Origin of the sequence: Lentzea sp. CC55 (genome assembly GCF_021056325.1) — a bacterium.
Taxonomy (GTDB): Bacteria; Actinomycetota; Actinomycetes; order Mycobacteriales; family Pseudonocardiaceae; genus Lentzea; species Lentzea jiangxiensis.
The window spans coordinates 212,101-226,247 of record NZ_JAJCXE010000054.1 but is presented as its reverse complement, the minus strand read 5'-3'; the positions used below and the strand labels follow the sequence as shown (position 1 = coordinate 226,247).

At 69.0% G+C, this 14,147-nt stretch carries 8 protein-coding genes and 1 pseudogene; 2 read left to right on the top strand and 7 right to left on the bottom strand.

Annotation, left to right across the window (positions count from 1 at the left end):
• Positions 1-391 precede the first annotated feature (391 nt).
• From L6E10_RS33790 to L6E10_RS33775, 4 genes are all read right to left on the bottom strand, one after another.
• Positions 392-3,028: a DEAD/DEAH box helicase gene (locus L6E10_RS33790; RefSeq protein ID WP_236224205.1), complete on the bottom strand. Its 2,637-nt coding sequence runs from the start codon at positions 3,026-3,028 to the stop codon at positions 392-394.
• Positions 3,029-3,116: 88 nt separating this feature from the next.
• A complete protein-coding gene (locus L6E10_RS33785; RefSeq protein WP_236224204.1) occupies positions 3,117-6,395 on the bottom strand; it encodes a helicase-related protein in 3,279 nt (1,092 codons plus the stop codon).
• A gap of 1,365 nt (positions 6,396-7,760) precedes the next feature.
• Positions 7,761-9,281, bottom strand: a complete 1,521-nt coding sequence (locus L6E10_RS33780; RefSeq protein WP_236224203.1) for an MFS transporter — start codon at positions 9,279-9,281, stop codon at positions 7,761-7,763.
• A 73-nt stretch (positions 9,282-9,354) separates the two neighbouring features.
• Positions 9,355-9,933: a TetR/AcrR family transcriptional regulator gene (locus L6E10_RS33775; protein WP_236224202.1), complete on the bottom strand. Its 579-nt coding sequence runs from the start codon at positions 9,931-9,933 to the stop codon at positions 9,355-9,357.
• 128 nt (positions 9,934-10,061) lie between these two features.
• Here L6E10_RS33775 and L6E10_RS33770 point away from each other — a divergent pair, with 128 nt between their 5' ends.
• Positions 10,062-11,231: an NAD(P)/FAD-dependent oxidoreductase gene (locus tag L6E10_RS33770; protein ID WP_236224201.1), complete on the top strand. Its 1,170-nt coding sequence runs from the start codon at positions 10,062-10,064 to the stop codon at positions 11,229-11,231.
• Here L6E10_RS33770 and L6E10_RS33765 read toward each other — a convergent pair.
• A complete protein-coding gene (locus tag L6E10_RS33765) occupies positions 11,218-11,772 on the bottom strand; it encodes a TetR/AcrR family transcriptional regulator (protein WP_236224200.1) in 555 nt (184 codons plus the stop codon). The two genes, L6E10_RS33770 and L6E10_RS33765, sit on opposite strands and share 14 nt — an antisense overlap.
• Positions 11,773-11,883: 111 nt before the next feature.
• Between L6E10_RS33765 and L6E10_RS33760 the strand changes: the two genes are divergently transcribed.
• Entirely contained in the window at positions 11,884-13,107 is a 1,224-nt protein-coding gene (locus tag L6E10_RS33760) for a cytochrome P450 (RefSeq protein ID WP_236224199.1), read from the top strand.
• A gap of 60 nt (positions 13,108-13,167) precedes the next feature.
• Here L6E10_RS33760 and L6E10_RS33755 read toward each other — a convergent pair whose 3' ends face one another.
• Complete coding sequence (locus L6E10_RS33755) at positions 13,168-13,779, bottom strand: class I SAM-dependent methyltransferase (protein ID WP_236224198.1); 612 nt, start codon at positions 13,777-13,779, stop codon at positions 13,168-13,170.
• Positions 13,766-14,147: pseudogene (locus L6E10_RS33750) on the bottom strand (MFS transporter); the annotation flags it as partial. The gene L6E10_RS33755 and the pseudogene L6E10_RS33750, both read right to left, overlap by 14 nt.

The window sequence follows — 14,147 nt, the reverse complement described above, 5'->3', positions numbered from 1 at the left end:
CATCAACCCTGTCCTCGGCGCGTTGCTCCACGTGACGTTCCTGCAGGTGCCCGCACGTGAGCTCGCGCGGGCCGCTTCCCGACCGCCGCCCTGGTCACGAACTCCGTGGTCGTGCCGGTCGTCGTCGCGGCCATGTTCGGGTTCCTTCCCGCCGACGACGCCGTGCGAATCGGCGTGCTCCTCGTGCTGCTCACACCACGCGTCGACTACGTGATCGAGTTCAGCGTCCTCGCGGGTGGCAACAGCGAACGACTCCTCGCCGCCACCCCGCTTCTGCTCATCGCCCGGATGCTGTTCGGGCAACCAGAGCCGAGGGGCGAGCGCTTGGACACGGCGAAGGCGTCAGACGATGGGACCTTCGCGTTCATCGACGACGAGCCGGCGCTGAGACCTACGAGGCCGGGCCACCGAGCAGTCGTTTCCGCTCAGCGGCCACGATCTCGCGGGCGATCTCGGCGTCGGAGATGTCGAACGCCTCGGGGGCGCTGTCGGCGGTCGCCGAGACACGTGCGAAGTCGTCGAAGAGCTCGCGCTTGCGTCCCAGGATGTCGGTGATCCGGCGGTCGACCCCCTCCTCGGACAGCAGCCGGTGGACCTGGACGGTCTCGAGTTGGCCCATCCGGCGCGCCCGCGCGATCGCCTGCCACTCCGTGGTGGGCTTGAGCTGGGGCTCGCAGATGACGACCACGGAGGCGAACTGGATGTTGAGACCGACACCGCCCGCCACGATCTGAGCGACCAGGACCGCGCCGCGGGGTGCCTGGGAGAACTCGTCGACCATCTCCTGACGCTTGGCCGCGGGCACCGATCCGGTGAGCGGCCCGAACACCTTGCCGGGCAGGATTCGGGCGACGTCGTCCAAGGCCTCCCGGAAGTGGGAGAAGACGAGCACCTTGCGGTGGTTCTCCTCGGCCTCCTCCACGATGTCGAGCAGCCTGCGGATCTTCTCGGACCGGCGGCCCGCCCGCATCGCGGCCTGGCGCATCGCCATGAAGTTCGACTGGGCCACGGACGCGCGGTAAGCCCGCTGGTCCTCGTCGGAGAGCGGCAGCCACTCCTCGACCTCGACCAGCTCCGGCAGCTCGGTGAGCACGTCCTCCTGGTTGCGCCGCAGGTAGACGGGGGCAACCTGCTTGCGGAACTGGCGCGGGGCGTGCTCCCCCGCGTCGACCGTGAGGTCGGGGCGCAGGTAGTCGACGAGGTTGCGGAACTCCTCGATCCGGTTCTCCAACGGCGTGCCGGTCAGCAGGATCGCGCGCGGAGTCCTGTCGATGAGTGCCCGCGACCTCTCCGTCCGCTTCGCCGAGGGATTCTTGATGTAGTGCGCCTCGTCGAACACCAGGCAGGATGGGGCGGCCTTCGCGGGAATCCGTCCCTCCAGCCACGCCAGGCTGTCGTAGGTCGTGACGGCCACGCCGCCGTCCCGGATCCACTGCTTGAGCGAGTCGTCGCGGCCTTGGCCGTGCAGCCGGAACGCCCACAGGTCCGACTTCGAGCGGACTTCGCGGATCCAGTTCGTCACCACGGCCGCGGGGCAGACGACCAGGAAGTGGTGGGAGCCTTTGGCGCGCAGGTGCGTGAGCACGGCCAGCGCCTCGACAGTCTTCCCGAGCCCCATCTCGTCGCCGACGATGACCTTGCGCTGCACGATCGCGAACCGCGCGCCGAACGACTGGTAGCCGCGCAGCGAAGCGCGGAGGTGGGCCGTCTCCAGCTTGAGATCGCGGACCGCGTCGAGGATCTCGTCCGGGAGGTCGCCAGTACCTTCCTCGTCATCGCTCGAGAGACCCAGCTCGGAGAGCATCGCGTAGTAGTCGGCAGGACGCGCGAAGAAGTCCTCCCACGGATCGGCCGGGCCGCCGGACGTCCCGCCGCCGTGGTGCCCGAGCACACCCGCCCAGTTCGTGACCCTGTCGCGGACCGTCCGAAGATCCGCGACCTGCCGTTCGGCGGGGATCACCACGAGGTGGGTGGCGCCGTTGACGACGGTGCTCACGATGGCGCGCAGCTCCTCCACGGCCGCCAGCTCGGCGGAAGCCGTGCCGATGGAGCGGACCGCGTCCCAGGCGCGCAGGGCGCGGAGCAGCTCGGTGGCCGCGGGTGTCCGCTTGGCGATGTCGATGCGAACCGGCATCTCGTCCAGGGTGGTCTGCCAGATGGTGCGCGCGGCCCCGATCATCCGTTTGCCGGTCACCTCTCCCACGCCGGGGAGCACCGAAATCACGGCTTCGTGTTGCAATGCCTGGCCGACGGTGTTGATCCCCGCTTCGCGGAGCGCGCCGAGCCGGAGCTGTCCACTCGTGGCGTCCCGCAGTCGCTCGATCGGCATCTCGGCGACCATCGCCATGGTCTCGGCCTGGCGCAGCGCTTCGGCGGCGGTGGCGACGGCGGCCTGCACCTGGTTCACCTGGCGCAACGACCGGTCGATCGCCACCAAGGCTGCCCGTGCCGGTGCCAGGAACCGCATGTCGATCACCTGCGAACCGGCCGGAAGTCGCTGAGCGAAGCCGACTTCGGGTGCCAGCAGCATGTTCTCGGCGACGTCAGGTGTCAGCGCCGGGTCCCAGCGCTCCAGTTGTGCCAGTGCGTTCAGAGCACCCGAGCCGGTCAGCCGGCCGTCGAGCTCGACGAGGTACCGCACACCGCCTGCGGCCTTGTCCTTGCGGTCTTTGGAGGCGAACAGGCGCCGGGCACCGAAAGCCGATCTGCTGTCGGTCAGCGCCAAGCGGATCCGATCGTCCGTCAGACCGTTCAGCGCCTTGTGCGTCACCTCGGAGAGCTTCGGCATCTCGTGTGCCCGCCGCAGCGCAGTGACGCGGGCGCGGTCGTCGGAGCGCAGGTTGAAGGTCTTCCACAGGACGGTCTGGCCGACCCCGCACCGGTAAATTCGGCGCTCGAACTCCCTGGCGGCGGCCGCGGCCTCATCCGTGACAGCCTTCCTGGTCGCAAGCACACTCGCCGCTCGGTGAGACCATTGCTTGAGGCTGGCCGCGATCTCCTTGGCGCGCTCGCGTTCGACCTTGTCCATCGTTCTCTCTCGTCACCCTGCCTGCCTGCGTTGACCGGCGGGCGCTGCGGTGGTCAACGACTGCTGTCTCTTGACGGACGTGTCCTGGTCAGAAGGGCGCTGCCCCTTTCGCCCACGACTGGGCCCAGTCGCCGCGGACGCCCGTCGCCGAGAAGCTGCCCAAGTCGGTGGTCCTGAAGGGATCGGCGAGGTAGCGCACCTGGTCGTGCTCCGGACCGCGCGGATCGACCGAGACAAGGGCGAGGCGGTAGTGGGGTGCGGCGTTCTTTCCCGTCATGACCTCGTTGTGGGTCACGAAGAAGTCCTCGGCACCTGCCTTGCGTGCCTTCACCTCGATCCGGACTGTGGTGCCGTCCGGGGCGACGGAGAGCACGTCGAAGCCGGGGTTGGTGAAGGCCTGCTCCTCGGGTGCGCGTCCGAGCTTCCGCTCAGTCGCCAGAACGAGGTCGATCCCACGCCGCTCGACCTCCTTGGTCTCTTTGGCGTGCAGGGGTGCGTTCTGGTCGATCTCGTCGGCAACCATGGAGAGTGGGAGGACCAGTGCGGTGGTGACGAACCGCGGTGGCCGCGTCGTCATGTGGCTCTGCCGGTCCAGCAAATCCATGCGCTTGGCGAGCCTGGCGTCCAGCTCGGCTGCCTTTGCGGTGAGGCTGGCGGCCGTCTCCTTGACCTTCTCCCCGCGCCGCTGCTTCTCCTGGGCGGCGGAGGCGTCCTGGAGCAGGCGCTCCCGCTCGGCGACCAGGCGCTCCCGCACCTGGCCCCGCGCACGCTCCAGCTCGGCGGCACGGGCCGGGCGGACCTCGTCGAGGTACTCGCGGAGCCGGTGAGCGCTGATCCAGCTCAGCGCCTTGGTCTCGGCGTCGGCGAGCCACGCGGCAGCCTTGGCCTGGTCCACCTTCCGGCCGCGAGGAGCGGCCACGCAGTCCAGGTACGGCGCCGGGCCCGCGGAGGTCACGGTGCCGTGCTCGTCCACGAACACGTAGCCAAAACGGCGTGCCACGGATGCACCCGTGCCGTCGTTCAAGGTTTCCTCGACGCCGACCAGGAGATGGGGTTTCTCCAGCGTCGCCGACACCAGCACCGTGCCGGCGTTGAGGGAACCGGAGAACTGTTTGATCGCCAGGTCCATCACCGCGTCGTGCAGCGGGTGGCCCGGCGCGAGCAGATCGGCCCGGACGGCTTCCTCGTCTCCGATGTGGTCGAGCGCGAAGCACACCCGCTCGTACTGCGATGCGACCGGGGCGTGCGCTTGGGCTCTGACCGCCGCCGGGACGTGGGTGATCTCGAAGCGCCCCTTCTCCCGCCGGACGATCTTTCCGCCCAGCCGGGCGAACGCGACCTTGAACGCCACCTCGATGTAGTGCGGCTGCAGGCGCTTCGCCCTGGCTTCGTCCATGGCCGCCCGCATCGTCTGGAGGTCGTCCCCCGAGAAGCTGGTCGCGGCCAGCGCCCGCTCGCTGAGCAGGTGCCGCACCCTCTTCCCTGCCGCCTCGTCGATGACCTCGTGCATGCGAGACCGCACCGCCGGCTGCTCGCCGTACTGGATGGCACGCAGCAACAGTTCGCGCAGGGGTGTCTCCGCGAACGCCTCGCCGAGGACGTCGAAGACCTTTCCGCCGTACGCCTCGCTCATCTGCTCCAGCTTCCAGAGCAGGGTGGTGAAGACCTCGCCCTCCCGGGTGTTGGCGGCCACCAGGTTCCACAGCCGGCACACCTCGGTCTGGCCGATGCGGTGCACACGTCCGAACCTCTGCTCGATGCGGTTCGGATTCCACGGCAGGTCGTAGTTGACCATCAGGTGCGCCGCCTGGAGGTTCAGGCCCTCACCCGCGGCGTCCGTCGCCAGCAGCACCTGGCACCTCGGGTTCTTGGTGAACTCCTCGGTGATCCTGCGCCTGTCTAGCCGCCGCACACCGCCGTGGATGGCCACGACCGCTTCGGGTCGCCCCAACAGCGCGGTGACACGTCCTCGCAGGTACTCCAGCGTGTCCCTGTGCTCGGTGAAGACGATCAGCTTGCGCGGCAAGCCCTTGGCGTCGGTCGTGAGCGTGTGGTCGTGGAGGATGCGGGACAGCTCCGACCACTTGCGGTCCGTGCCGGACGCGCGGACCTGGGACGCGGCGGCGATGAGCACGTCGAGCTCCTTGAGCTCGGCGACGAGCTCGGCGACGGTCTGGGCAGCCGTCGCGGCGTCCATGACCTCCTCTTCGAGGGACTCCCGCTCCTCGGCGCTCAGCTCGTCGTTGTCGAGATCCGCGAGATCCACGTTCGGCAACGACTCGGCGAACGCGCCCTCCTCGATCTCGCGCTTCTTGCGCTCGAGCCGCTCGGCGCGGCGGACCAGGGACTTGTAGATCGCTTCGGGGCTTGAAGCCAGCCGACGCTGGAGAACGGTCATCGCGAACCCGACGGTGTTCCGGCGCTTCCCGTCGAGACGCTCGGCCCGGTTCATCCCGGTGCGCACGTACTCGGTGACGTCCTCGTACAGCTCCTGCTCCAGCGAGGTCAGCTCGTACGGGACCGTCTCGGCGACGCGTTCGGGGAACAGCCGCTTCCCCTCGAAGGTGAGCAGGTCCTCCTTGACCATGCGGCGCATGAGCCCCGCGGTGTCGACCGAGGTCTTCCTCCTGCCTGCGAACCGGTCCCGGTCGAGCAGGGTGAGGAAGGCCTGGAAGTCCTCCTCCTTGCCCGAGTGCGGGGTGGCGGTCATCAGCAGCAGGTGCCGGGCGATCTCGCCGAGCTTCTCCCCCAGCAGGAACCGCTTCGTCTTGCGCAGCTCGCCGCCGAACCAGTTCGCGCCCATGCGGTGCGCCTCGTCGACGACGACGAGGTCCCACCGGCTCTCCAGGAGCCTGCGCTGGAGCTCCTCGTTGCGGGCGAGCTGGTCCATCCGCGCGATCACGAGGTTCTTCGTCTCGAAGACGTTGACGTTGACGTTCGCGTCGATCAGCTGGTTGGTGAGCAGGTCGAAGTTGAGGCCGAACTTGAAGAAGAGCTCGTCCTGCCACTGCTCGACCAGCCCACCGGGAGCCACGATCAGACACCGCTGCACGTCGTCTCGGAGCACGAGCTCCTTGACGTAAAGACCAGCCATGATCGTCTTACCCGCGCCGGGATCGTCCGCCAGGAGGAATCGCAGCGGCGTGCGCGGCAGCAGCTCTCGGTACACGGCGGAGATCTGGTGCGGCAACGGGCGGACGTTGCTGGTCGCCACCGCGAGCATGGGGTCGAAGAGGCCGGCCAATTGGATCCGGTTGGCCTCGGCCGCCAGCTTGAAGTCCTCCGCAGGGGCGTTGAACGCACGCGCTCCTGTATCAGCGACGGCTAGCGAGCCCTCGTCGTCGCGGAAGACGAGGCGCTGCCCCAAGGAGCCGTTAACGCGCTTGTAGGCCAGCTCGACAGCGTCGGCACCGTGTGGCTGAGCGAAAAGGACGGTGACCGTCTCTCCCGGTTCCACCCCGTTCAACCGGATACCGGACGTCAACGACTCCAAGCGCACGCGCAAAACTCCTGTCGACCGCACCACGACGTTCCCCACGGCATGTCGTGTCCCCGGCAGGCGGTGTTACCCGGTCGGCGTACCAATTGGGTCGCGCGCTGGCGAACGCCTCCACGAAGAGCGGACTCGCGGAGACCAGCTGCGCCTCGGCCGCCAAGTGGGTGTGGCCGAAACGAGACCACCTACGTGGTGAGCGTTGCGCGTGCCGAACACAGCATCCGCCCAGTTAAGCGGGATAACGGCCCTCATGGATGACTCCGCCCAGACGGGCCGGCCGATCTGTGGCGAGGTGTTCAACCCGGCCTGGTTCGAGCGAGCGAGACCGTGCCCGCAGGGCGCTTCGGCGACGAGCGATGTGCGAACTCAAGTCCCCTCGAACTAAAATGTCGCAAATCTGCGATGTCTACGTAGCAGGCGCTCAAGCCCGCTTGAGCACCCGCTTCGTGTTTCCACGCCACAAACAGGTGGCGTTCGATGACCTTCTGCTGCATCCGGCCGATCGTCCCGGACACCACACCAGGACAAGCTGCAGGCGTCTCCGCCCGCACTGCGGGCCAGCCTCTCCCACTCATCGCAGTCCCGGCATCATGGCCGCCCGGCCGACGAACTTGCTGTACCGGATGGCCGCCGATCGCCACAGCAAAGCGGCACTGGAATGGGATGCGGATACCCGCCTGAACGCCCGAAGCACGCCGGCCTGCTCGTCGTGACGCTGATCCGCACGGCGTCTTCAAGCCCACCAGGGAGGGCTACCTCCGACTGCCCGCCGACGCCAGCCGCGTGGCGGACATCAGTCCCGGGGAGCGGGTCCTCCTGGCGGCTCACCTCGACCGCCGCACCGTCACGAAAGTTCCCGCCCGTCGCCCTGGACGACCTGGTGCTCCCCCTCCTGCAAGGTGGTAACGGCGCATGACCACCGGGCCAACCCGAGCTCGACGCCGCACGTCTGGTCCTTCACCGCATGGGCGTGATCGCCGAGGACCTGCCCGACTCGGTCAAACCGCCGTTTCCGACGTTCGGCGAGTACATCCCGGTCGTGGCCGCCGACCTGGACGGCAGACTCCTGTCGACCTGACGTCGGCGCGCGCAGTCACAGTCCGCTGCAGACGCGCACTGGTGTCCACTTTGGTGAGCGGCATCGCGCAGAGCTTGCTCCGCACAGATTTCGCCCGGGCCCGTTGCCAGCGCCGGGCACCGGCCGTCACCCGGACACTACGGAGCTGCGACGCGACCTCAGTGTTCGCCCTTGCCGACCGCGGTGGCAGGAATGACGCGCCACGCCATGACGGCGACGGCGAACACGATGCAGGCCGCGATGATCGACGAGGTCGTCATCGCGTCGGTGAAAGCTTGCTCAGCGGTGCGCAGCAGTGACGCGTCCGCGGGGTCTGTGAGCACGGCAGTTCCTGCGGCGAGGGAGTCGTTGAGGGCGTGTGCCTTGGCCGGATCGGTGCCGGCCGGGATGTCGAGGTGGTTCCGGTACATCCTGGCGTGCAGGGATCCGAGCACGGCGATGCCCATGGCGATGCCCAGCTCGTAGCCGGTCTCGGCGATGGACGAGGCCGCGCCCGAGCGCTCCTTGGGCACCGCCGAGACCATGGCGTCGGTGGACAGGGTCATCACTGTGCCGACGCCGAAGCCGAGGACCGCGAGCGAGATTCCGAGACCCCAGTACGTCTCGAGGTGCACGGTGAGGCCGATGCCGAGCAGTGCGAGGCCGACGAGGAAGTGGCCGAGCCCGATCGAGCGGCCCACGCCCAGCTTCGCGGCGACGAACCCGATGATGCCGATCACCACCATCGAGCCCGCGGTGCCGGGCAGCTCGGCGATGCCGGCCTCGAGCGGGCTGAGGTCGCGAACCAGTTGCAGGTACTGCGAGAAGAAGAACAGCAGTCCGGTGAACGCGAAGCTGCTCAGCGCGTTGGACAGCACCGCGCCGGAGAACGCGGGGATGCGGAACAGCGACACGTCGACCAACGGCTGTTCGAGGTGCCCTTGCCGGCGCAGGAAGAACCATCCCGCGACGAGGCCGATCGCAGCCGAGAGCGCGACCTTCCAGTCGAACCCGTCGGAGAAGACGTGCTTGATCGCGTAGACCAGGCCGATGATCATGACCACCGAGAGCGCCGCCGAGCCCAGGTCGATCGGCTTGCGGGTGTCTGCGCGCGACTCCGGCAGCAGCAGCGCGCCGCCGATGACGATGACGACCATGATCGGCACGTTGATCAGGAAGACCGAGCCCCAGTAGAAGTGCTCCAGAAGCACCCCACCGACCAGAGGGCCGACCGCGGCACCCGCGGTGGCGCCGGCCGACCAGATGGCGATCGCCCTCGTGCGCTGCTTGGGGTCGAGGAACAGGTTGCGGACGATCGACAGCGTCGAGGGCATGATCGTCGCTCCGGCGACGCCGAGCAGTGCTCGTGCCGCGATCAGCAGTTCCGCGCTGGGAGCCATCGCCGCGACCAGTGAAGCCACACCGAACAGGGCGCTGCCGATCAGGAGCAGCCGCTTGCGGCCCACCCGGTCGGCGAGGTTGCCCATCGTGATCAGCAATCCGCCCAGCGCGAAGCTGTAGATGTCGCCGATCCACAGCAGTTCGGTGGTGCTGGGATCGAGCTCAGCGCTCAGCGAGGGGATCGCCAGGTACAGGACGGTGCCGTCCACCGTCAGCAACACGACGGCCAGGACGAGGATGCCGAGCGCCCACCAGGCGCGCTGATCCGCCTTGGGGGGCGAAGGGGTCGATGTGCTCACCGGACGAAGCTAACAGTCCAATCGGTCGGTTAGCCAGTACGATCGTTCGACAGTGGGTGATACCGGTCACCGATCAGGGCGATGATGCGCCCGGCCAGTCGGGTTCGCACATCGCGAGCAGGCGGTCGCGGACCGCGAGCCGCTGCTCCTCCGAGAGGTACGGGCTGCCCAGCGATCCGGCGACCCCTTCCGCGGCCAGCCTGATCAGCAGGATGTGCGTCGGGTCGAGCCCGTCGCCCGCGAACGCCCTGCTCCACTCGTTCGCGTCGCGTTCGCACACCTCGTCGACGGCGGGGAACCTCCCGACGGCCGCCCAGAGGAACGACGGGCCGAACAGTCGCCGCGCGTCCACGCCGCCACTCGTCAGCGCACGGACATAGGCGCGGGCGAGCTTGCCCGCGCGGTTCTCGGACAGGTCGACGTGGGCCATGACCTCACGGCGCAGCGCTTCGGCGCCGTGCCCGGCGACGGCGGCGAGCAGTTGCTCTCGCGACGGGAAGTGGTGCGCCAGACCGCTCTTCGACACCCCGGCGGCCTGTGCGATCTCACCGAGGCTGACCCCACCTCCCACCTCTGCGAGCAGGCGTTCGGCTGTCTCCAGGATGCGCAGGCGGGTGCGTTCCTTGTCGCGCGTCTGCGTAGGCGGCGTCATGGCCGCGAGTCTGCCACCGCCCGTCGAGCGAACCGCAGGAGGAGACGGACAGCGCGGACGTGATTAAAGATCCGGTAAACTATCGAACCAGTACAGTTTCTCGGGTTGCTCAGAGGGGAAGTGGGCGCATGAAGAGGGCGCTGGTCGTCGGAGCCGGTGTCGCGGGCAGTGCCACCGCGTGGTGGCTTGCCAACACCGGGTGGGACGTCGTCCTGGCCGACGCGAAGGAGCAGCCGAACGAGGGCGGTTACCTCCTGCACCTGGACGAAACCGCCGTCGAACTCCTCAGGCGGATGGGCCTCGCCGGCGCGGTTCGCGCGGTCAGCGGGCCGAGCCCGGATGTCGAGATCCGGTGGAGCAAGGACCGCACGAGCCAGATCGCAGCCGGCCCGGTCGAAACCTGGCTCACGCGACGGCAGAACCTCCTCGGCGTGCTGCACGACCATCTGCCCACGGTCGTCCGACGGCGGTTCGGGTCGGCGCTGGTGTCGCTCGAGACACGCCTCGACGGAGTCGTCGCCCAGTTCTCCGACGACTCCCGGGAGCCGTTCGACCTGGTGGTGGGCGCTGACGGCATCCACTCCACGGTGCGCCGTCTCATCCACGGCCCCGACGAGAACTTCGTCTACCGCAACGGGATCAGCCACGTCTGGATCGAACTGGACGAGCAGCTGCCGAACGGTCGCCGTGCGGTGATCGCCGGCGCGGGCTCGATGCTGACGACGCTCTTCCCCTACCACGACACCGGCACCACGGTGGTGTGCGCCGCGATGCCGCTGCCCGGACCGGCTCCGGCGCCGGAGGTCCTCGCCGAGCGGGTCGGCACCTCCATCCGATCACTGGGCCCGGACATGGCGCGCATCGCCGACGCCGCGTTCCAGGCGCGGCCCGCGCTGACGAGGTTCGCGCAGGTCCGCCTGCCCGGCTGGTCGACCAGCCGGACCGTTCTGGTCGGCGACTCCGCGCACTGCGTCGATCCCCTGTCCGGAGCAGGGGCGCATGCCGCTCTCCTGGCCGCCCACTCACTGGCCCACTGCCTCGAGGCCGAGACGAACCTGGCTGCCGCCTTGGCGATGTTCAAGGACACCGTCCACCCCTTCGCCGCGGCGCAGCAGCAGCTGACCGCTCGGCTGGTGGAGTACGTCGCCGAAACCGGCGGGCGCAGGCGGTTGTCGATGCTGGTAGACGGAGCACGTGAACTCGGTCGCCTGCTGCCCGCCGCGCTGTCGGCCACGGGACGCCGGGCACTGAGCGGAGTCCCTGTCCGATCTGGCGACAAGCGCTTCAGCGCAGCGTGAGCTTTTCCAGCTCCTCACGCAGGGCGGGCAGGTCGAGCTGGTCGAGCACCTCGTCACCGCCCCACACCGCGGTGATGCCGGCACCGTCCAAAGAGGTCAGGACGACGTCGATGGCACCACGGCGCAACCCGTCCGCGGCCAGGTCCCTGCGCCACGCGGCCGCGTCGGCGCTGGCGAGCTCGCCCACCCCGTCCACCGGGGCCAGCGCCGACAGCAGCTGCAGGCGTTCACCGGTCATCGCCAACGCTTCGTCGTCCAGGCAGGCGGCGATGAGCGCTCGCGCCAGGCGGCCCGGTGCCTCGCCCTGCTCCGCCGCCGTGACCACCTGCTCCCGGAAAGCGGTGAGTGCTTCACGTGCCACCTCCACCCAGAGGACCTTTTTGGACGAGAAGTGGTAGACGACCGCCCCTCTGGACAGCCCGGCCTCCGCCGCCACGTCGTCCAGCGACCCCTGGATGCCTTTGCGCAGCACGACTCGGAAGGCCGCGTCGAGGATGAGACGTCGCGTCTCCTCGGGCGAACGCCCGGCCTTCCGACCCACACCAGCTCCCTCCGCTGCGGCTGTGTTCGCAGCTTAACCACTGCGAACACAGCCGCAGCCGGGCCACACCCCTCCACGCCGGTGATGTCAACGTGATCAAGGACGGACCACATGACCCGAACCGAGCACGACTCACACGCCCTGCTCGAGGCGCTGTTCGATCCCGCACAGCGATCTGATCCCTACCCCGCCTACCGGGCCGCCCGAGAATCAGGGCCCTTGGTGGTGCCGGAACTGAACATGGTGATGTTCGGCCGGTACGCCGACTGCGAGCAGATCCTCCGCAACCCCGGCAGCGCCGTCGACCGGCGCAAGTCGACTCTGGTGCAACGCGCGATCGCGGACGGAGCCGATCCCGCCGTCTTCGACACCGACAGCTTCCTGCAGCTCGATCCACCCGATCACACCAGGCTGCGCAAACTCGTGCAGAAAGCGTTCTCCCCCAAGCGGGTGCGCGACCTGCAGGACGAGATCGCGACCATCGTCGACCACCAGCTGGACAGGGTCGCGGAGAGCGGCGACCTCGTGACCGACCTCGCCTACCCGCTCCCGGTCACCGTGATCTGCCGCATGCTCGGAGTTCCCGTCGAAGACGAACCGCGGTTCGGCAGCGCCTCCCAGCTGATCGCACAGGGCCTCGACGACTTCGTCCCGACCCCGGAACCCGCTGACGAGGGACAGCGGCAACGGCTCGACGCGGTCCGGTGGATGCACGACTACCTGCGTGAGCTCATCGACCAGCGACGCACAGCACCTCGGGACGACTTGATGTCGGCACTGGTGGCCGCCGAGGAGTCCGGCGACCACCTGACCGAGGACGAGATCGTGGCGACCTGCGAGCTGCTCTTCATCGCCGGTCACGAGACCACGGTCAACCTCATCGCGAACGCCGCGCTGGCGATGCTGACCACTCCCGGCCAGTGGTCCGCGCTCGCCCGGGACCCCGGCCGGGCCGGCGCGGTCGTCGAGGAGACACTGCGGTGGGATCCGCCCGTCCAGATGCTCAGCCGCGTCGCCGAACGCGAGATGACCATCGGCGACACCGTCGTCCCCCGGGGCGAGACAGCCGTTCTCCTCCTGGCCGCGGCCCAGCGCGATCCCGCCGAGTACGAACGCGCCGACGTCTTCGACCCCGACCGGGGCCCGACACGGCACCTCGCGTTCGGCCACGGAACCCACTTCTGCCTCGGCGCTCCCCTGGCTCGCCTGGAGGCGACCACCGCACTCCGGGCACTCACCGCACGTTTCCCCGCGGCACGACTCCTCGGTGAGCCGACCTACCGGCCGAACATCACGCTGCGGGGCATGTCACACCTGCCCATCGCCGTCGACTGACCTGGACCGGGGCACCGCCGGCGACGTGAACGAGCAGCGTTCTCGTCGCCGGCTCGCGTGTCACGGCTTCTTGTAGACGAGGCGGATGTTCTGCGGTCCGGCCGAGGTGCGACGGCGTTCGAAGAGTTCGTCGAGCAGAGCGATGACCGGGCGGCGGCGATGCCGGGTGAACACCGGGCGCCAGAGGAACAGGACGAGCTCTCCGCCTGGCCGGAGCACCCGGTGCGCCTCGCGGATGGCCGCCAGAGGGTCGGGCATCTCCTCGAGGCTGTAGCCGTAGAACAGGGTGTCGGCGTGGTGATCGGCGAACGGGAGCTTGCAGCCGTCGCCTGCGGTGAACGACATCTGCGCACCGGGAACGTCGTCGAGCCGGTGCTGCAGTGATCGCATCGCCGACTCTGACGGGTCGAGGGCGATCAGCGTGTTCTCACTGCCCAGGTGGGTCTTCAACGCCTTGGTGTAGAAGCCTCCCCCGCTGCCGACCTCCAGGCAGACCGTGCCGGGGTCGCGGTTGATCACGCGGAGGTCGCGGCGAGGCAGGTCCCATCCGAGGACCATGCGCAGCGCCCGGCTGCTGATCAGCCGGTAGAGGCGGTCGGGGGTGCGCCAGCCGCCGCGGACACCCGGCCGGGCCGGCTCTGTCGTGCTGGTCTTGCGGTCAAGCTCGGTCATCGTCGAGTGGATCCTTCGTCTTGGGCAGTGCGCGTGCCGCGGCGATCGTGGCGAGGACGAACAGGACAGCGCCGACCACCATCGCGGCTCGCAGACCTGTCACGAACGCGGCACGGGCCAGTTCGAGCAGGTGGGAGCCTGCTTCGGGGGTCAGTTCAGCGGCAGCGGCGGTCGCCTCGGTGAGGCCGTCTCGTGCCTGTGCCGCCTCACCGGGAAGGCCGGTCGAGTAGATCAGTGCGGCGATGCTGCCCAGGACCGTGACGCCGAGGCCGGCGCCGAGTTCGTAGGCGGTCTCCTCGACCGCTGCTGCCGCGCCCGCCTGCTCGGGCGGTGCGGCGGCGAGCAGGGCGTCGGAGGCGGCGGTGAGG

Coding starts and splice junctions, on each gene's coding strand:
- L6E10_RS33790 (WP_236224205.1), bottom strand. CDS start 3,028: ATGGACAAGGTCGAACGCGAGCGCGCCAAGGAGATCGCGGCCAGCCTC.
- L6E10_RS33775 (WP_236224202.1), bottom strand. CDS start 9,933: ATGACGCCGCCTACGCAGACGCGCGACAAGGAACGCACCCGCCTGCGC.
- L6E10_RS33770 (WP_236224201.1), top strand. CDS start 10,062: ATGAAGAGGGCGCTGGTCGTCGGAGCCGGTGTCGCGGGCAGTGCCACC.
- L6E10_RS33760 (WP_236224199.1), top strand. CDS start 11,884: ATGACCCGAACCGAGCACGACTCACACGCCCTGCTCGAGGCGCTGTTC.
- L6E10_RS33755 (WP_236224198.1), bottom strand. CDS start 13,779: ATGACCGAGCTTGACCGCAAGACCAGCACGACAGAGCCGGCCCGGCCG.